Below are 16,856 nucleotides of genomic sequence, written 5' to 3' on the forward strand. Positions count from 1 at the left end.
CTCTACAATGAGTATGGTCTTTCTGGCTGATAGTATTTATATCCCAATTGATAATGATTATCAATATCAATTATGAAAAATCCCGTTAAATGGTAAAAGGGTTATTTTTTGTAATCGATGAGTTGCTGGTTATCATTATTATTTAACACGACTAAAACACGTCCAGAAGTAAAAGTTAAGTAAAAAATGTATTATTTTTCTAAAGATTAGCTATTCTTTCGGTGTTTTAATTTGCAGAGGATACAACAGTGAAAAAAATGGTCGGCAGTGCGCTTGTACTTTTGCTATTGGCAGGTTGTTCAAGTGATCCCAATAAAACCGCGAACAGAACAAGAATGCTAGATAATCGCAATCAAATGCCAAATACGGCAGCTAATACTAGCTATCCGCGAACTCCTTATGATGAGTTTATTCGTGAATCCGCGAATCGCTATAGTGTGGATGAAACACTGATCAGAGCCATTATTGAAGTAGAATCTAACTTCCGACCTGAAGTGGTGAGTAAATCTAATGCTATTGGTTTAATGCAAATTAAAGCATCAACAGCAGGGCGTGATGCATATCGTTATCAAGGACGTTCTGGTGAACCAAGTTCTAGCGATTTAAAAGATCCACGCAAGAATATTGATATCGGCACAACGTATATTCGTATTCTCAAAGAGCAACATTTGGCGGGTATTAGCCACCCGCAAACGATGTATTATGCGACCGTTGTGGCTTACGTGAATGGGGCCGGGGCATTATTAAGAACATTTGATAATGATAAAACTAAAGCTATCGCGATGATAAATAATTTATCGCCAGAAGAATTCTATCAACATGTTCAGTCTAAACACCCCGCACCGCAGGCTCCACGCTATTTGTGGAAAGTTAAGAATGCGTATAATGCATTAGCGGTGAATTACTGATATTCCGTCATTAAGTGTGGGAGTTGCGCGATAATTTCAACGATGCCGTTGATGACGAATTGCACTCCCATACAAATTAATAAAAAACCCATTATCCGCCCAATGGCATCAATCCCACTGTTCCCTAGCCATTTCATAATTGACGTTGCGCCCCGTAATCCTATCCAAACAAACACACTGGCTATTAGAAAAACAATAATGGGTGCGACAGTGATAACCCATGGCGCAAAACCAATATCCCCTTGCAAAGACGCGGTGGAACTAATAATGATTGCGATGGTACCTGGACCTGCGGTACTTGGCATCGCGAGGGGGACGAAGGCAATATTTTGGTTGCCTTGACGTTTTTTGGGAACACTTAAATCATCAGTGGAGACATTACTGTTGTCTTCACTATTTTCTGAATTAGGAAATAGCATCCCAAAACCAATAAAGACCACGATAAGTCCCCCTGCAATACGTAGTCCAGGAATAGAAATTCCGAAGGTGTTCATGACTAATTGGCCCGCATAAAAAGCGACGAGCATGATACAAAAGACATAAATTGCAGCCAGCAGTGATTGGTGGTCACGTTGTTCTTTGGTCATGTTGGCGGAAATACTGAGCATCACGGCAATGGCGGTCAGTGGGTTAGCCAGTGGAAGGAGTAAAACTAAGCCAAGGCCAACGGCTTGAAAAAGTTGTAAAATATCTTGCATGTCGAAAATTACCCTCCAAATTAATCTAGAATGGCTTCTCGTTGGAACTATAACAAACATTGTTACTAATTTGTGGAATCAGAAGGGTATTCTCCCATCAAATATAGGATAAAGAGACTTTTTTTACGTGAAATTGCGTAATGTTTTCACTTAATGAATGACAAAGTTGTTCACATTAACTGTGGATAACATCCCGATTCATGTGTGAATAAGTGTATTTATTTGTTGAATAACAAAGAGGTATGCAGCTGGATTAAAAACATTCAATATTTTGAGCAAAAAAAACCTTTTTATGTGAGATAAAAAGGTCAAGGGCATTATTGCTAGGGAAGCTGCGATTAAGTGGTCCGCAGCTCCCGATATGACGCCCCAAACCGTCCTTTATCGACGTCCTGTGGCTCAATTTTCCAATTTTCAGCCCAAAATCGTCTCTTCGTGGCTGATTTTGGCCCTGTTTCAGGCCAATTTCCTCATTTCAGGTAGATCTCGCCTGTGCCCGTATCAATTGGTCAACTCGAACCAGGTTCGCCAGGGTGAATAACATCGCCAGTTGACTGTCATTTTTAGCCAGCCCCTTGTACCTGGCTTTGACGAAACCAAACTGACATTTTACTATCCGAAATGGATGCTCAACCTTCGCTCGGATACTCGCTTTCAGGTATTCGTAACGGATGGCCAGCTTGTTCTTGCGCGGGTGTTGCTTCAATGCATTCACTTTGCCGGGACGCTTGGCGATAAGCCAGTCTGCGCTGACATCGCTGAGCTCATCGCGCTTTTCGGCCCCCTGATAACCAGCATCGGCTGAGATAAACTCTTCATCGCCATGCAGTAACTTGCCAACCTGATTGAGGTCGTGCTCGTTAGCCGCCGTGGTCACCAGACTGTGGGTCAGGCCACTTTTGGCGTCCACGCCAATGTGCGCTTTCATGCCGAAGTACCACTGGTTACCTTTCTTGGTCTGGTGCATGTCTTCATCACGGCTGTTGTGTTTGTTTTTGGTAGAGCTGGGGGCTTGAATGATGGTGGCATCCACCAAGGTGCCCTGGGTCATTAGAACGCCACACTCTGCTAGCCAGTGATTAACGGTACTGAAGATTTTGCGGGCCAGTTCATGCTGCTCCAGCAAATGCCGGAAATTCATGATGGTAGTGCGGTCTGGAATGGCTTTATCCAGTGACAGGCGAGCAAATTGGCGCATGGAGGCGATTTCATAGAGGGCATCTTCCATGGCCTCATCGCTCAGGTTGTACCATTGCTGCATGCAGTGAATACGCAGCATGGTTTCCAGCGGATAGGGCCTGCGACCATTACCGGCCTTGGGATACACAGGCTCGATAACGCCAAGTAATTTGTCCCAGGGAAGCAAGTCATCCATTCTGCCAAGGAAAACTTCTTTGCGGGTCTGGCGGCGTTTACTGGAAAACTCACTATCGGCAAAAGTCAGTTGCTGGCTCATCCGGTTACTCATTCTGGGTTCAGGTTACAATACGATGATCTCACATCTCGGACTTATTCGCACCTTCCCTAGAGGGGGTTTATGTTCATTTGTTAGTGAGTATATACAGTGCTATCTGTTTTACTGACAGGTTATGTAAATTCGTTAAAAGATTATTGTCAGGCGATAATCTTATTTCTTGGTAATATAATTGGAATATTCTTTACAAACTCTTTTTTATTTTAAAAACTGCTTTACGGTTTATTGTGTATTCTAAATTCCATGTTAAATAGAATTTTAGGATAGCCAATGAGAAAGTTACTGTCGCCATTAGTTACTTCATCAATGCTGCTTGTTTTGGCTATTGCTGCCGTACTGATCCTATTTCCACAAACGTGGAAACAATCTATTTTTCCTTCGCTCTCTCAATTATTACCCGCTTCAGTCAATTCCTTTATGGAACAAAACGGATTGACGAATAATGCGTGCGATAGTTTAGAAAATAATTTAAGAAGCTTTACAGATTATCTGCAAGCAAATGCAGATGTTGTCGAAGTGAAGGGAATGAATGGGTTAGAAGAGCAACTTGCTAATATCCAAGCCAGATTAAATAATTTACCCAGCGATGTGCGTAATTCTGTATGTGAACAAGAGTATGCCAATCTTGAAGGCCTAAAAAGTGTTTTTTCTTTAGGATATCGTTCATAAAATAACAGAGTACTCCTTCACTCTGTGTTATTAAATATTATTGACATCGGTGCCAATTCTTATCGTTTTATCCATGATATGCTTGCCAGATGAATATCAATTTAGGATCTGTGATGAGCATTTTTAAACTTCCATTTGTGAATTGGTTAGCGCTCAATGGATTTGCTGCTTATTATCTGCATATCAAAGAGGGTTTTTTCTGGAGTTTTTCTGGTTGGATGGGAATTATCGGCATCCTGATTGCCTTAGAGGCTTTCGGCTGGATTGGCGCAAGTTTATATTATTTTTTTCAGCAAAAAACCTCACCAAATCCTATTAGCCCTGCGTCTTCTCTTATTACTAGAGGCCCTTATCGGTTATCTCGTAATCCGCTGTACCTTGCTTTTACCTCGATGAGTTTAAGCTTCGCTTTATTTTCGCATTCACCTTATTTCTTGGTTTCAGGTTTGGTCTTTTGGTTAATTACTGACTTGTATACCATTCCCCAAGAAGAAAAATTCTTATCTGAACGTTTTAAAGAGGAGTGGGCTAATTATATTCAGCAAACTCGGCGTTGGTTATGATTTACCTTGGTCTAATTCGTTAATTATTCATTTTTAATAAGCGATTTTACCTATTTAATTGTGAGTTACTGTAATTATAATCTTCTTATTTAGCTTTTGATGCGAATTTTGACATTTTTCAAGGCGGTTTCCCTTCGGTAAATGTAAACTGGTATAACCCAAAGACTTGTGAGGTTATTGCCGTGAACAAAAAAGTGTTATTAGGTGCTATCGTTTCTTCAGTATTACTGTATTCGGCATCGGCTGCTGCATGCCCTTACTGCAATGGAAACTATGATCACCGTTATCAAAACAATTATCACCAGAACAATTATCGACAAAACGATTATCGCCAAAGTAATGAAATCGCTAAGTTAGCGAAAGAGTTTGATGATAAGCGTTTTGAATTGAATAAGCTGTACGATGCTGGCGCCAAAGATGATGACGCGAAAGTAAAAGCGTTGGTGAAAGAGCTTGATGATTTATCACTGCAACTTCGAAACGAAGAAGACAAACAATATAACCGCCCATATCGTGATGGTCGATGGGGGGGACGCGGTAATCATCGCGGTTGTTGGTAACGTTTTGTTGTAATAAGGCTATTCAAAGTCATGTTGAGTAGCCTTATTGTCGTTTTTTGCAGGATGATGGAATGGTATTTTTCTCCCCTTAACGATTTATTGTAAAAAGTGTGGTGAGAGATGAAAAAAGGCATAATTACCACGTTATTGGCGTTATCAACCTTTGTGTTGCTGGCTCCGAGAGCCTCTGCACAGCTTGTTTATACCGCAGATGAAATGAGTGCAATCATCGATAAGCAAGGTATCCCGTATCATGAGGATTGGCATGCTATTTATGCTGATCATATTAATTTTGAACTCTGTTCAGCCACCACAGATTTAGCCTATCTTATTAGTGCATTAGAGCATCCGACAACCCTGAATCTTTCATTATCGCGTTCAAAATCACGTATTGCTTGGTTACCCGAATATGCGGTGAGAACGGATTGTAATGGCTATGGTAATAATGTTCTTATTATGTCGGCGGACTACACGTTAATGAGCCCGGAGCAACAGTAATTTTAGCGCTAGAATAATCAACAACTGGCTATCGCCATAAAATATGTCTGTGTTATGATTACGAGTTGAGTTGCTAGCGATGTGCATAATTGCGTTATCAATTATATCTGCCTCGGCTTATATAATGTGTACATAGTTGTGTGCCTATCTCGCATAGTGAAGTGAGAAATCGTCAGTAACGTATTGATTTATAAACTTTGGAATAATCAAGCAAGTGATCTTTCGTGTGGGTCACCACTGCTGATAAGGATTTTTTAATGCCTGTTATTACTCTTCCTGATGGAAGTCAGCGTCAATTCGACCATGCAGTTTCTGTCATGGATGTGGCTCGCGATATCGGTGCCGGCCTAGCAAAAGCATGTATCGCTGGTCGTGTTAATGGTGAGCTGGTGGATGCTTGTGAACTGATCGAGCATGACGCAAACCTGTCAATTATCACGAGTAAAGATGATGAAGGTCTAGAAATCATTCGTCACTCTTGTGCTCACTTATTAGGTCATGCAATTAAACAATTGTGGCCAAATACCAAAATGGCAATCGGTCCGGTTATCGACAACGGTTTCTATTATGATATTGACCTTGACTATACGTTGACCCAGGAAGATTTGGACAAGCTAGAAAAGCGTATGCTTGAGCTTGCCAAAACAGATTATGACGTGGTTAAAAAACGTGTTTCTTGGGCGGAAGCTCGTGAAACATTCGTAAACCGTGGCGAAGATTATAAAGTTGAAATCTTGGATCAAAATATTAGCCAAGATGATCGCCCAGGTTTATATCACCACCAAGAATATATTGATATGTGTCGCGGTCCACACGTACCAAATATGCGTTTCTGTCACCACTTTAAATTACAAAAAGTAGCAGGGGCATACTGGCGCGGTAACAGCGACAATAAAATGCTGCAACGTATTTACGGTACAGCATGGGCAGATAAAAAGCAGCTTGCTGCGTATCTGCTGCGCTTAGAAGAAGCGGCGAAGCGTGACCACCGTAAAATTGGTAAGCAATTAGATTTATATCATATGCAGGAAGAAGCGCCGGGTATGGCGTTCTGGCATAACGATGGTTGGACAATTTTCCGTGAACTGGAAACTTTTGTACGTACCAAACTGAAATCCTACAATTACCAAGAAGTTAAAGGTCCATTTATGATGGACCGCGTATTGTGGGAAAGAACAGGTCACTGGGAAAACTACAAAGATGCAATGTTCACAACCTCATCTGAGAACCGTGAATATTGTGTTAAACCAATGAACTGCCCAGGTCACGTTCAGATCTTTAACCAAGGGTTAAAATCTTACCGTGATTTACCATTGCGTATGGCAGAATTTGGTAGCTGTCACCGTAATGAGCCTTCAGGTGCACTGCATGGTTTGATGCGCGTACGTGGCTTTACCCAAGACGACGCCCATATCTTCTGTACTGAAGATCAAATTCTGGGCGAAGTGACTAGCTGTATTGAGATGATTTATGACGTTTACAGCACTTTCGGTTTTGAAAAAATCGTTGTAAAACTGTCTACTCGTCCTGAAAAACGTATCGGTACAGACGATATGTGGGATACGGCAGAAGCAGACTTAGCCAATGCGCTGAAGTCGAAAGGTATTGAGTTTGAATACCAGCCGGGCGAAGGTGCATTCTACGGTCCGAAAATTGAATTTACACTGTATGACTGCCTTGACCGTGCATGGCAATGCGGTACTGTACAATTAGACTTCTTCTTACCAGGTCGTCTAAATGCTTCTTATGTTGGTGAAAATAATGAGCGTATTACGCCAGTTATGATCCACCGTGCGGTTCTGGGTTCACTAGAGCGCTTTATCGGGATCTTAACGGAAGAATATGCAGGTTTCTTCCCAACATGGTTAGCACCACAACAAGTTGTTGTGATGAACATTACAGATAGTCAAGCAGACTATGTTCAAGAATTAGTTAGCAAGCTGCAAAGTGTTGGCATTCGTGCGAAAGCGGACTTACGTAACGAGAAAATCGGCTTTAAGATCCGCGAACACACCCTGCGTCGTGTTCCTTACATGTTGGTTTGTGGTGAGAAAGAAGTTGAATCAGGTAAAGTGTCTGTTCGTACCCGTCGTGGTAAAGATTTAGGCAGCCTTGATGTTAACGAATTCATGACTAAACTACTGGAAGAAATTCGCAGTCGTCAGCTCAATCAGATGGAGGAATAAGGTATTAAAGGCGGAAAAAAACTCCCAACAGCACGCCCGAATCGTATTAACGAAGAGATCCGTGCAACTGAAATCCGTGTTACTGGCATTGACGGTGAACAACTTGGTGTAATGAGTGTGCGTGACGCACTTGCCAAAGCGGAAGAAGCTGGTGTTGATTTAGTTGAAATCAGCCCAAACGCAGAGCCACCAGTTTGTCGGATCATGGATTACGGCAAGTATCTTTATGAGAAAAGTAAATCTCAGAAAGAGCAGAAAAAGAAACAAAAAGTTGTTCAAGTGAAGGAAATTAAATTCCGTCCAGGAACAGATGAAGGAGACTACCAAGTTAAATTACGTAGCCTCATTCGTTTCTTAGAAGATGGTGATAAAGCGAAAATCACACTGCGTTTCCGTGGTCGTGAAATGGCTCATCAACAAATCGGTATGGAGATGCTTAACCGCATCAAAGCTGATTTAGAAGAGCTAGCCGTCGTTGAATCATTCCCTTCACGTATTGAAGGTCGCCAAATGATCATGGTGATGGGACCTAAGAAAAAATAATAGGTCATGATTAAGAACGCGAGTGGGGGGATTGTACCTCACTCGCGTTTTTTTATTGTTAGACTTGGCTATTTACATGATCCTCTGCGAATAATTTGAATATCTGCTTGAGTAATCTCACAATAAGCAGTAAAATCCGCGGTCGAATCGCTTTGTAAAACTCGCTTTGTTCGAGTTAGAGCCAAAAAAGAATATCGCGTTTGGGTAATAAATTGTTTAAAAAGACATTACCGAGGCGCTTGCTTTAGAGAATGTAGCAAATCTCTTTATCCAGTTGGAGGAATGAAGTATTAAAGGCGGAAAAAGAATCCCATCAACACGACCAAATCGTATTAATGATGAAATTCGTGTTCCTGAAGTCCGTTTAACCGGTTTAGACGGCGAACAGTTAGGCATCATGAGCGCACGTGAAGCGCTTGAAAAAGCTGAAGAAGCAGGTGTAGACCTCGTTGAAATCAGCCCAAATGCTGAACCGCCAGTTTGTCGTATCATGGATTACGGCAAATTCCTTTATGAGAAGAGCAAGTCTCAAAAAGAACAGAAAAAGAAACAAAAAGTTGTTCAGGTGAAGGAAATTAAATTCCGCCCTGGTACAGATGAAGGTGATTATCAGGTCAAACTACGCAACCTGATTCGCTTTCTAGAAGATGGTGATAAAGCGAAAGTAACACTGCGTTTTCGTGGTCGTGAAATGGCTCACCAGCAAATCGGTATGGAAATGCTTAACCGCATCAAATCTGATTTGGAAGAGTTAGCATCTGTTGAATCATTCCCTTCGAAGATTGAAGGGCGTCAAATGATTATGGTGCTAGCACCTAAGAAGAAATAATTAGGCAACCAAGTAATAGTTTCACAGTAATGTGAGTATTATTCGCCTAATTAATTCGTAGTTAATCACAATGCGAAGTTGGAAATAAAAGAAATGCCAAAGATTAAAACTGTACGTGGCGCAGCAAAGCGCTTTAAAAAAACTGCAGGCGGTGGCTTTAAGCGTAAGCATGCAAACCTTCGTCACATTCTGACTAAAAAGTCTACTAAGCGTAAACGCCATTTACGTCCGAAAGGAATGGTATCTAAGGGCGATCTGGGTCTGGTTGTTGCTTGCCTGCCTTACGCATAAGTAAACATTTAGTTAATTAAGAATAAAGACGATAGGAGATAGCTATGGCTCGCGCAAAACGTGGTGTAATCGCACGTGCACGTCACAAAAAAATCATGAAACAGGCGAAAGGTTACTATGGTGCACGTTCACGTGTTTACCGCGTAGCATTTCAAGCGGTAATCAAAGCTGGTCAATATGCTTACCGTGACCGCCGTCAACGTAAACGTCAGTTCCGTCAACTGTGGATCGCGCGTATCAACGCTGCGGCTCGTCAGAACGGTCTGTCTTACAGCCGTTTCATCAATGGCTTGAAAAAAGCTTCAATTGAAATCGACCGTAAGATCCTAGCAGACATCGCAGTTTTCGATAAAGCAGCATTCACTGCTTTAGTTGAAAAAGCAAAAGGCGCTTTAGCTTAATGTTTGCTTGAAGAGAGGAAGGAAACTTCCTCTTTTCATTTATAATGTTTGTATTAAAAATCAGCTTGTGTTAATACTTTCAGTCAATATTAGTCACTTTAAACCTGTGTTTTTGAGACTCTTTTAATGAACAACGTTATTTTTCGTTTCTTTTTTTACTTTAGCACCTGAATCTCGGGGGCTTTTGCGTATAGCGAGTAGAATAGAAACGAAAAGTTACGCTAAAGCCTCCGTCAGGAGGCTTTTTTGTTTTTGGTTTGATAGAAAATACAGTAAAATCAGTCAGGTATTCACATCTTATTAATATGATTTGTGATGATAAATTTAGTGAATAACTAGCAAAAGACCGAGTGGTCATAAAGGGGAAACAATGCCACATCTCGCTGAATTGGTTGCACAGGCAAAAGCAGCCATTGAACAGGCCCAAGATGTTGCGACGTTAGAGTCAGTGCGTGTTGAATTTTTAGGCAAAAGCGGCCACTTCACACTCCAGATGAAAACGTTGCGTGATCTGCCTGCGGATGAACGCCCAGCAGCAGGGGCTGTGATTAATGAAGCTAAAGTCCAAGTTCAAGATGCACTGAACGCCCGTAAAGATGCAATGCAAGCCGATATTCTGAATGCACGTTTAGCATCAGAAAAAATCGATGTTTCATTACCGGGTCGCCGTATGGAAAATGGTGGATTACACCCAGTAACTCGCACCATTCAGCGAATTGAAGAGTTTTTTGGTGAGTTAGGTTTTTCTGTTGAGACAGGGCCTGAAATCGAAGATGACTACCATAACTTTGACGCTCTGAACATTCCTGCTCATCACCCAGCGCGTGCTGATCACGATACTTTCTGGTTTGATGCGAAACGTTTGTTACGTACTCAAACATCTGGTGTGCAGATCCGTACGATGAATGGTCAGCAGCCACCAATCCGTATTATTGCGCCAGGTCGTGTTTATCGTAATGACTACGACCAGACTCACACCCCAATGTTCCACCAAACTGAAGGCCTGATTGTTGATAAAGACATTAGCTTTACCAACTTAAAAGGTACACTTCATGACTTCCTGAACAACTTCTTTGAAGAAGAAGTTCAAGTTCGTTTCCGTCCTTCCTATTTCCCGTTCACTGAGCCTTCTGCTGAAGTTGATGTTATGGGTAAAAACGGTAAGTGGCTGGAAGTATTAGGTTGCGGTATGGTTCACCCTAATGTATTACGCAATGTCGGTATTGACCCTGAGGTCTACTCTGGATTTGCATTCGGTATGGGAATGGAGCGCTTAACCATGTTGCGTTATGGCGTATCTGACCTTCGTGCATTCTTCGAAAACGATCTTCGTTTCCTCAAACAGTTTAAATAAGGCGGGTCTATCTCATGAAATTCAGTGAACTATGGTTACGCGAATGGGTGAACCCGGCGGTAAGCAGTGAAGAATTATCAGACCAAATCACCATGGCGGGTCTGGAAGTTGATGGTGTTGAAACCGTTGCGGGTCAATTCCACGGTGTTGTTGTGGGTGAAGTTGTTGAATGTGGACAACACCCTAACGCAGATAAACTGCGTGTCACGAAAGTGAATGTTGGCGGCGATCGCTTATTAGATATCGTATGTGGTGCACCAAACTGTCGCCAAGGCTTACGTGTTGCCGTGGCAACCGTTGGAGCTGTATTACCGGGTGATTTCAAAATTAAAGCGGCGAAATTACGTGGCGAGCCATCAGAAGGCATGCTGTGCTCATACTCTGAGTTAGGTATTTCTGATGACCACAGCGGCATTATTGAATTACCACAAGACGCGGTTATTGGTACTGACATCCGTGAATATCTAAAATTAGATGATCACGCGATTGAAATCAGCATTACACCAAACCGTGCAGATTGCTTAAGTATCTTAGGTGTGGCGCGTGATGTAGCGGTTATCAACAAATTAGATTTAGTTGAACCTGCAATTAGCCCAGTAGCTAGCACAATTAAGGACACGTTCCCAATTCGTGTTGAAGCACCTGCTGCCTGCCCACGCTTCTTAGGTCGTGTGATCAAAAATATCGATGTTAGCGCACCAACGCCAATGTGGATGAAAGAGAAACTGCGTCGTGGTGGTGTTCGTTCTATTGATGCAGTGGTTGATATCACGAACTATGTTCTGTTGGAATTAGGTCAACCACAACACGCTTATGATTTAGATCGTTTAAATGGCGCAATCGTTGTGCGCATGGCGAAAGATGAAGAGAAGTTAGTACTGCTAGACGGTACAGAAGCTACTCTGAAATCTGACACGCTGGTTATTGCTGATGAAACTCAAGCTTTGGGTATCGCAGGCATCTTTGGTGGTGAGCACTCAGGTGTTAACACTGAAACCAAGAACATTTTATTAGAATGTGCATTCTTCGAACCACTGGCTATCACCGGCCGTGCTCGTAATTACGGTCTGCACACTGATGCTTCACACCGTTTTGAACGTGGTGTTGACTCTCAGCTACAATTTAAAGCGATGGAACGTGCAACCGCATTGATCGTGGAAATTTGTGGCGGTGAAGTTGGTGAAATCATTGACGTTTCTAGCGAAGCACATTTACCGAAACCAGCAAATATTAAGCTGACGCGTAAAAAATTAGACCGTTTAATCGGTCATGTGATCGCAGACGAAACGGTGACTGATATTCTGACGCGTTTAGGTTGCCAAGTACAAGTTTCCGCAGATTGCTGGGATGTTGTGGCGCCAAGCTGGCGTTTCGATATGCAAATCGAAGAAGATTTAGTTGAAGAAGTCGCTCGCGTATACGGATATAACAATATCCCAGACGTACCGTTGCGCGCTGATTTGATTATGACTGACCATAAAGAAGCTAATTTACCGCTGAAACGTATTAAAGCGATGTTAGTTGACCGTGGTTATCAAGAAGCGATTACTTATAGCTTCGTAGATCCTAAAATTCAAAGCCTATTACATCCGCAGGAAGAAGTACTTTCCTTGCCAAATCCAATTTCAGCGGACATGTCCGCAATGCGTTTGTCTCTGTTGACTGGTTTATTAGGCACTGTGGTCTATAATCAAAATCGTCAACAAAACAGAATTCGTTTATTTGAGACAGGTCTACGCTTTACGCCTGATAATCAAGCAGAATATGGTATTCGTCAGGAAAACATGCTGGCGGGTGTGATCACGGGCAACAAATTCGATGAACATTGGTCATTAGATAAACAAGTTGTTGACTTCTTTGATTTAAAAGGTGATCTTGAAGCTGTTTTTGAATTGACTGGAAAACTAAATCAAATTACATTTAAATCTGAAGCACATCCAGCACTACATCCTGGGCAAAGTGCTGGGATTTATCTGGAAAATGAACATATTGGCTTTATCGGTGTTGTTCACCCAGAACTAGAACGTAAACTCGATTTAAATGGTCGTACAGTCGTGTTTGAAGTTCGTACTGATGCAATCGCACAGCGTGTTATTCCAGAAGCGAAAGCGATTTCGCGTTATCCGTCGAACCGTCGTGACATTGCTGTGGTTGTGCCAGAAACTGTAGCAGCTGCCGAAGTTTTAGCAGAATGTAAAAAAGTTGGCATAAATCATATAGTTGGCATAAACTTATTTGATGTGTATTGTGGTGAGGGGATAGCAGAGGGTTATAAGAGTCTCGCTATCAGTCTCGTCTTCCAAGATACCCAGCGTACCATGGAAGAAGAAGAGATTACCGCGACCGTTGATCTGTGTGTTGCTGCGTTAAAACAGCGATTCCAAGCCTCCTTGAGGGACTAAACTTATGGCGCTTACTAAAGCTGAAATGTCAGAAAATTTGTTTGAAAAACTAGGTGTTAGCAAACGTGATGCGAAAGACCTTGTTGAAACTTTCTTTGAAGAGGTTCGCCTTTCCTTAGAAAACGGTGAGCAAGTTAAATTATCTGGATTCGGTAACTTTGATTTACGTGATAAAAATCAACGTCCCGGTCGTAACCCTAAAACTGGGGAAGATATTCCAATCACTGCTCGTCGTGTTGTTACTTTCCGTCCAGGCCAAAAATTAAAAAGCCGCGTGGAAAAAGCAACGCCAAAAGAGTAATCCTATTCTCTGAATAGCAGAGTAATAAAAAAGACCGCCTAGGCGGTCTTTATTTTTAAGTAAAACATTTTTAAGTAAAAGACATCTTTTAAATACGGTGAAATAGACTTTTCTCTTGATGGATTAACGCGGCAATATAATTTTCAGCGAGTTTAGTTACTTCAGCTTCTTTTCGAAGCTCAGCAAGAGATTCCTGACTATTATGTTGCGGTGTACTGCTTGTATTGATCAAGTGCGGTGCGAAAATCATAGCTAAATTTCTGATGGACATTTTATGGGATGCCTCATCATTGGAAATGAGAGCGCAAAAGCGAGTAACAAGTTGCAATGTTAATGGCGGTGGTGCTAGGCGACTCAATGCACTGTGGATCCTTTTGTCGCAGTTTTTTAAAATCGAAGGGGCTTTATTTTTTAATTGTTCACTATTTTTAATTTGTTGGGTCACATCTTCTTTGTTTTTAACTGCATCAGCACAAGCTTGTAAATCATCAAATGAAATATCTGATTTGAAGTCGATGTTGTTAGTTTTTCTGAGTAATTCCCCAGCTATTTTTTTAAACGCGCTGGTTAATGTTTGTAAAGAACAGTTCACGGCGAGTGTAAGATGGCCATTCGGGTCATTTATCATATTAACGAGTTCACTGACAGCATTTTTGCTACCTTCAGTACGAAGTATACCTTCACTTGTTGCATACTCATTATGTTTAAGAATCTTACAACCAAGCAGGTTAATGGCGTGATTTTTCTCTCTATCTATGTCAGAAAGACGGTCATAATTATTAATGAGTAGCTCATTGCTTTGCTGCAATTTATCGGTTTCGTTTTTTCGTGTTTTTTCTGCACGCTGGGCTTTATGTTGAGCGACTGCGTTTAATGCAGCAGCTCGTGCCGCATCGACTCGAGGATTCCCGGTTAAACCCGCTTTGGGAATGATGCCATCTTGAGGTGATAAGTTTTTTGCGGAAGTTTCATCTGCAAAGGAAACCGCGCGAGATGATGCCCCCTTGTTCGGAAGGCTAATCATAACAAAGGCTTCATCTGAAACAGTTTTTTTCTTGCTTACTTGTTTGCTTTGGCAACTAAAAAGTAAAGAAAAAAAGCTAGTAAATGATTGAGTTACTTTTCTTAGCGATGTTTTAAAATGGCTGTTAGCCTTATTTTCAGTTTGGCCAGTTTCTTTTACGTCGAATGTAGAGAGCGATGATTTGGGGGAATTATTAACTGTGCTTAGTGCCATATGCAAACCCTCATTGTGGTTAAAAGTGGAATTAAAATTGGCAGCAGTTTAAATTTTTTCTTATGCTCTCTCTTATATAAAACGCGCTTATTTTTTAATGAAAGATAATTATTGTAAATGTAATGACTATTTCCTTGAAAAACTTACAAAAAAAACAACATCAATCCGATATGGGGTTGATTATTTTGTTGTTACTGAGTCTTTGTATCATTGCAATGCTATCGCTCAGTGCAGGGGAAATTTGGTATTGGCCGAACCAATGGATGGATGATTCTGCACAATTATTTGTCTGGCAAATTCGCTTACCTCGACTTCTTGCAGTTATCACCATTGGTGCATCATTGGCAGTAACGGGCGCCATTATGCAAGCATTATTTGAGAACCCATTGGCGGAACCGGGATTGCTAGGGATCAGTAATGGTGCTGGAGTTGCGGTTGTTTTTACTGTATTGCTCTCCTCAGGAGTTACCTACTATTGGTTAGTTAGCATAAGTGCCATTATTGGCGCTTTAGTCCTCACGGGCGTTTTACTCTATTTTGCTCGTCATCAACATTTGAATAATGCCAGCTTATTATTAGTTGGTGTTGCGCTTGGTGTGATCAGCGGTGCGTGCATGACATGGATGGTCTACATGAGCAGTAATCTAGATTTACGCCAATTACTGTATTGGATGATGGGCAGCTTCAGTGGTGTTGATTGGCGTCAAATAGGATTAGTCATTGCTTGCCTCCCATTTTTATTTTGGGCCATAAGTCAGGGAAGAATTTTAAATTATTTATTGCTGGGTGATATTCAAGCTTATCAATTGGGTATTTCTACGCATCGTTGGCGATTAATATTAATTATCATTACTGGAATATTAATTGGACTCAGCGTGGCAATTGCGGGGGCAATTAGTTTTATAGGATTAGTGATCCCCCATATATTAAGGCTAAGTGGGATCACTGATAACCGTTTTTTATTACCAGCCTGTGCAATTGCTGGGGCGCTAAGCTTATTAATTGCAGATTTGTTATCCCGATTATTGATAGATAATGCTGAAATTCCGATAGGCGTGATTACCGCGACCTTGGGCGCCCCTATTTTTATTTATCTTCTCGTCAAAAATCATACGTGGCGACAATAATATGAATAAAACAGTGATGATTGAAACGCAAAATCTGACTGTGGGAAGCCGGTTACGAGGTATTAACCAGCCCATTTTTGCAGGGGAGCAGATACATCTATTGGGTGCGAATGGAGCAGGAAAAAGCACATTACTTTCAGTGTTGAGTGGTTGCATATCTTACACAGGAGCGATTTTTTTTAATCGTGTGAATCTGAAAGATTATGCTGTTCAAGATCTTGCAAGGTTTCGCTCTTATCTCACACAGCAAACGGGTATTTTACCAAGTTTAAAAGTGTTTCAATACTTATCCTTGTTTATTGAGCAGCATGTCGTTCCGCCCGCAATTTTTAGCGAATTATGCGAAGATTTTCAACTTTCACCATTGCTATCTAAACCTATTAGCCAATTATCAGGTGGGGAATGGCAGCGAATTCGGATAGTCGCTGTATTTTTGCAGGTATGGGATCGGGACTGTTTGAGCGGAAAAATAATCTTATTTGATGAACCAATAAACAATTTAGATATTATTCAGCAAGGAATGCTAGATAAATGGGTGAAATGTTTTTGTCATTGCGCAGGAACAGTTATAATGAGTGGACATAATCTTAGTCATTCTTATAAAAATGCAAGTCGAATTTGGATGATGAAGAAAGGCGCGATTATCTATGAAGGTGAGCCTGACAATGTCATGACAGAAAGTCATTTGTCAGATGTATTTATGGCTGATATAAAACTCAATCAGAGCTCATCGAATAAAGTATGGCAAATTAACGATCATACTAATTAGCTAATCGTGTTCTTATTGCCCGTATCACGGCAATTATTGCAGTAAT

Annotated in this window: 19 protein-coding genes and 1 other annotated feature; of the genes, 16 read left to right on the forward strand and 3 right to left on the reverse strand. The window is 41.3% G+C overall.

Annotated features, from left to right (window positions below; translation table 11 throughout):
• The first annotated feature begins 248 nt into the window (after positions 1–248).
• The gene (locus H0913_RS08120; RefSeq protein WP_181478487.1) at positions 249–908 is read left to right on the forward strand and encodes a transglycosylase SLT domain-containing protein; all 660 of its coding nucleotides are present in this window, start codon (positions 249–251) and stop codon (positions 906–908) included.
• Here the strand turns inward: H0913_RS08120 and H0913_RS08125 are convergent.
• Together H0913_RS08125 and H0913_RS08130 are read right to left on the reverse strand one after the other, a co-directional pair.
• Positions 902–1,606: a MarC family NAAT transporter gene (locus H0913_RS08125; RefSeq protein WP_154638925.1), complete on the reverse strand. Its 705-nt coding sequence runs from the start codon at positions 1,604–1,606 to the stop codon at positions 902–904. The two genes, H0913_RS08120 and H0913_RS08125, sit on opposite strands and share 7 nt — an antisense overlap.
• A gap of 475 nt (positions 1,607–2,081) precedes the next feature.
• Entirely contained in the window at positions 2,082–3,062 is a 981-nt protein-coding gene (locus H0913_RS08130) for an IS5-like element ISEc68 family transposase (protein ID WP_000082736.1), read from the reverse strand.
• A 288-nt stretch (positions 3,063–3,350) separates the two neighbouring features.
• Between H0913_RS08130 and H0913_RS08135 the strand changes: the two genes are divergently transcribed.
• The 13 genes from H0913_RS08135 to ihfA all read left to right on the forward strand — a co-directional run bounded on the left by H0913_RS08135 (position 3,351) and on the right by ihfA (position 13,677).
• Positions 3,351–3,749 (forward strand): hypothetical protein, encoded by a 399-nt coding sequence (locus H0913_RS08135; RefSeq protein ID WP_154604083.1) that lies wholly within the window; start codon positions 3,351–3,353, stop codon positions 3,747–3,749.
• Positions 3,750–3,862: 113 nt separating this feature from the next.
• Positions 3,863–4,312: a methyltransferase family protein gene (locus tag H0913_RS08140; RefSeq protein WP_154604430.1), complete on the forward strand. Its 450-nt coding sequence runs from the start codon at positions 3,863–3,865 to the stop codon at positions 4,310–4,312.
• A gap of 182 nt (positions 4,313–4,494) precedes the next feature.
• Positions 4,495–4,872 carry a hypothetical protein gene (locus H0913_RS08145; RefSeq protein ID WP_181478494.1) on the forward strand — a complete coding sequence of 126 codons (378 nt, stop codon included), beginning with the start codon at positions 4,495–4,497 and terminating at the stop codon, positions 4,870–4,872.
• Between the two features lie 120 nt (positions 4,873–4,992).
• Positions 4,993–5,370, forward strand: coding sequence for a hypothetical protein (locus tag H0913_RS08150; RefSeq protein WP_154638924.1), 378 nt, complete (start codon positions 4,993–4,995; stop codon positions 5,368–5,370).
• 257 nt (positions 5,371–5,627) lie between these two features.
• Positions 5,628–7,556 (forward strand): threonine--tRNA ligase, encoded by a 1,929-nt coding sequence (gene thrS, locus H0913_RS08155; protein WP_154604022.1) that lies wholly within the window; start codon positions 5,628–5,630, stop codon positions 7,554–7,556.
• 3 nt (positions 7,557–7,559) lie between these two features.
• Positions 7,560–8,099, forward strand: coding sequence for a translation initiation factor IF-3 (gene infC / locus H0913_RS08160; RefSeq protein ID WP_071992134.1), 540 nt, complete (start codon positions 7,560–7,562; stop codon positions 8,097–8,099).
• A 289-nt stretch (positions 8,100–8,388) separates the two neighbouring features.
• The gene (infC, locus tag H0913_RS08165) at positions 8,389–8,928 is read left to right on the forward strand and encodes a translation initiation factor IF-3 (RefSeq protein ID WP_071992133.1); all 540 of its coding nucleotides are present in this window, start codon (positions 8,389–8,391) and stop codon (positions 8,926–8,928) included.
• A gap of 93 nt (positions 8,929–9,021) precedes the next feature.
• Positions 9,022–9,219 (forward strand): 50S ribosomal protein L35, encoded by a 198-nt coding sequence (gene rpmI, locus H0913_RS08170; RefSeq protein WP_004263702.1) that lies wholly within the window; start codon positions 9,022–9,024, stop codon positions 9,217–9,219.
• Positions 9,220–9,263: 44 nt separating this feature from the next.
• Positions 9,264–9,620 (forward strand): 50S ribosomal protein L20, encoded by a 357-nt coding sequence (gene rplT, locus H0913_RS08175; RefSeq protein ID WP_006659451.1) that lies wholly within the window; start codon positions 9,264–9,266, stop codon positions 9,618–9,620.
• 120 nt (positions 9,621–9,740) lie between these two features.
• Positions 9,741–9,871, forward strand: a sequence feature (Phe leader region).
• Positions 9,747–9,791, forward strand: coding sequence for a pheST operon leader peptide PheM (gene pheM / locus H0913_RS08180; protein WP_126437459.1), 45 nt, complete (start codon positions 9,747–9,749; stop codon positions 9,789–9,791). It overlaps the preceding feature by 45 nt.
• A gap of 119 nt (positions 9,872–9,990) precedes the next feature.
• Positions 9,991–10,974 carry a phenylalanine--tRNA ligase subunit alpha gene (gene pheS / locus H0913_RS08185; protein ID WP_036950469.1) on the forward strand — a complete coding sequence of 328 codons (984 nt, stop codon included), beginning with the start codon at positions 9,991–9,993 and terminating at the stop codon, positions 10,972–10,974.
• Between the two features lie 14 nt (positions 10,975–10,988).
• Complete coding sequence (gene pheT, locus H0913_RS08190) at positions 10,989–13,376, forward strand: phenylalanine--tRNA ligase subunit beta (RefSeq protein ID WP_154638923.1); 2,388 nt, start codon at positions 10,989–10,991, stop codon at positions 13,374–13,376.
• A gap of 4 nt (positions 13,377–13,380) precedes the next feature.
• On the forward strand, positions 13,381–13,677 hold the full coding sequence (ihfA, locus tag H0913_RS08195) for an integration host factor subunit alpha (RefSeq protein WP_004263721.1): 297 nt from the start codon (positions 13,381–13,383) through the stop codon (positions 13,675–13,677).
• 88 nt (positions 13,678–13,765) lie between these two features.
• Here ihfA and H0913_RS08200 read toward each other — a convergent pair whose 3' ends face one another.
• Positions 13,766–14,914 carry a RhoGAP domain-containing protein gene (locus tag H0913_RS08200; protein WP_154604020.1) on the reverse strand — a complete coding sequence of 383 codons (1,149 nt, stop codon included), beginning with the start codon at positions 14,912–14,914 and terminating at the stop codon, positions 13,766–13,768.
• A 122-nt stretch (positions 14,915–15,036) separates the two neighbouring features.
• On the opposite strand from H0913_RS08200, the gene btuC reads away from it, so the two are divergent.
• Both btuC and H0913_RS08210 read left to right on the forward strand, forming a co-directional pair.
• Entirely contained in the window at positions 15,037–16,041 is a 1,005-nt protein-coding gene (gene btuC / locus H0913_RS08205; RefSeq protein ID WP_181478496.1) for a vitamin B12 ABC transporter permease BtuC, read from the forward strand.
• Position 16,042: 1 nt separating this feature from the next.
• The gene (locus tag H0913_RS08210; protein WP_154604018.1) at positions 16,043–16,810 is read left to right on the forward strand and encodes an ATP-binding cassette domain-containing protein; all 768 of its coding nucleotides are present in this window, start codon (positions 16,043–16,045) and stop codon (positions 16,808–16,810) included.
• Positions 16,811–16,856: the final 46 nt, after the last annotated feature.

This window comes from Providencia rettgeri, assembly GCF_013702265.1.
Taxonomy (GTDB): domain Bacteria; phylum Pseudomonadota; class Gammaproteobacteria; order Enterobacterales; family Enterobacteriaceae; genus Providencia; species Providencia zhijiangensis.

Bases quoted from the DNA above. Each gene is read 5' to 3' on its own strand.
- H0913_RS08125 (WP_154638925.1), bottom strand. From the start codon at position 1,606: ATGCAAGATATTTTACAACTTTTTCAAGCCGTTGGCCTTGGCTTAGTT.
- H0913_RS08130 (WP_000082736.1), bottom strand. From the start codon at position 3,062: ATGAGCCAGCAACTGACTTTTGCCGATAGTGAGTTTTCCAGTAAACGC.
- H0913_RS08135 (WP_154604083.1), top strand. From the start codon at position 3,351: ATGAGAAAGTTACTGTCGCCATTAGTTACTTCATCAATGCTGCTTGTT.
- H0913_RS08140 (WP_154604430.1), top strand. From the start codon at position 3,863: ATGAGCATTTTTAAACTTCCATTTGTGAATTGGTTAGCGCTCAATGGA.
- H0913_RS08150 (WP_154638924.1), top strand. From the start codon at position 4,993: ATGAAAAAAGGCATAATTACCACGTTATTGGCGTTATCAACCTTTGTG.
- thrS (WP_154604022.1), top strand. From the start codon at position 5,628: ATGCCTGTTATTACTCTTCCTGATGGAAGTCAGCGTCAATTCGACCAT.
- rpmI (WP_004263702.1), top strand. From the start codon at position 9,022: ATGCCAAAGATTAAAACTGTACGTGGCGCAGCAAAGCGCTTTAAAAAA.
- rplT (WP_006659451.1), top strand. From the start codon at position 9,264: ATGGCTCGCGCAAAACGTGGTGTAATCGCACGTGCACGTCACAAAAAA.
- pheS (WP_036950469.1), top strand. From the start codon at position 9,991: ATGCCACATCTCGCTGAATTGGTTGCACAGGCAAAAGCAGCCATTGAA.
- pheT (WP_154638923.1), top strand. From the start codon at position 10,989: ATGAAATTCAGTGAACTATGGTTACGCGAATGGGTGAACCCGGCGGTA.
- ihfA (WP_004263721.1), top strand. From the start codon at position 13,381: ATGGCGCTTACTAAAGCTGAAATGTCAGAAAATTTGTTTGAAAAACTA.
- H0913_RS08200 (WP_154604020.1), bottom strand. From the start codon at position 14,914: ATGGCACTAAGCACAGTTAATAATTCCCCCAAATCATCGCTCTCTACA.
- btuC (WP_181478496.1), top strand. From the start codon at position 15,037: ATGACTATTTCCTTGAAAAACTTACAAAAAAAACAACATCAATCCGAT.
- H0913_RS08210 (WP_154604018.1), top strand. From the start codon at position 16,043: ATGAATAAAACAGTGATGATTGAAACGCAAAATCTGACTGTGGGAAGC.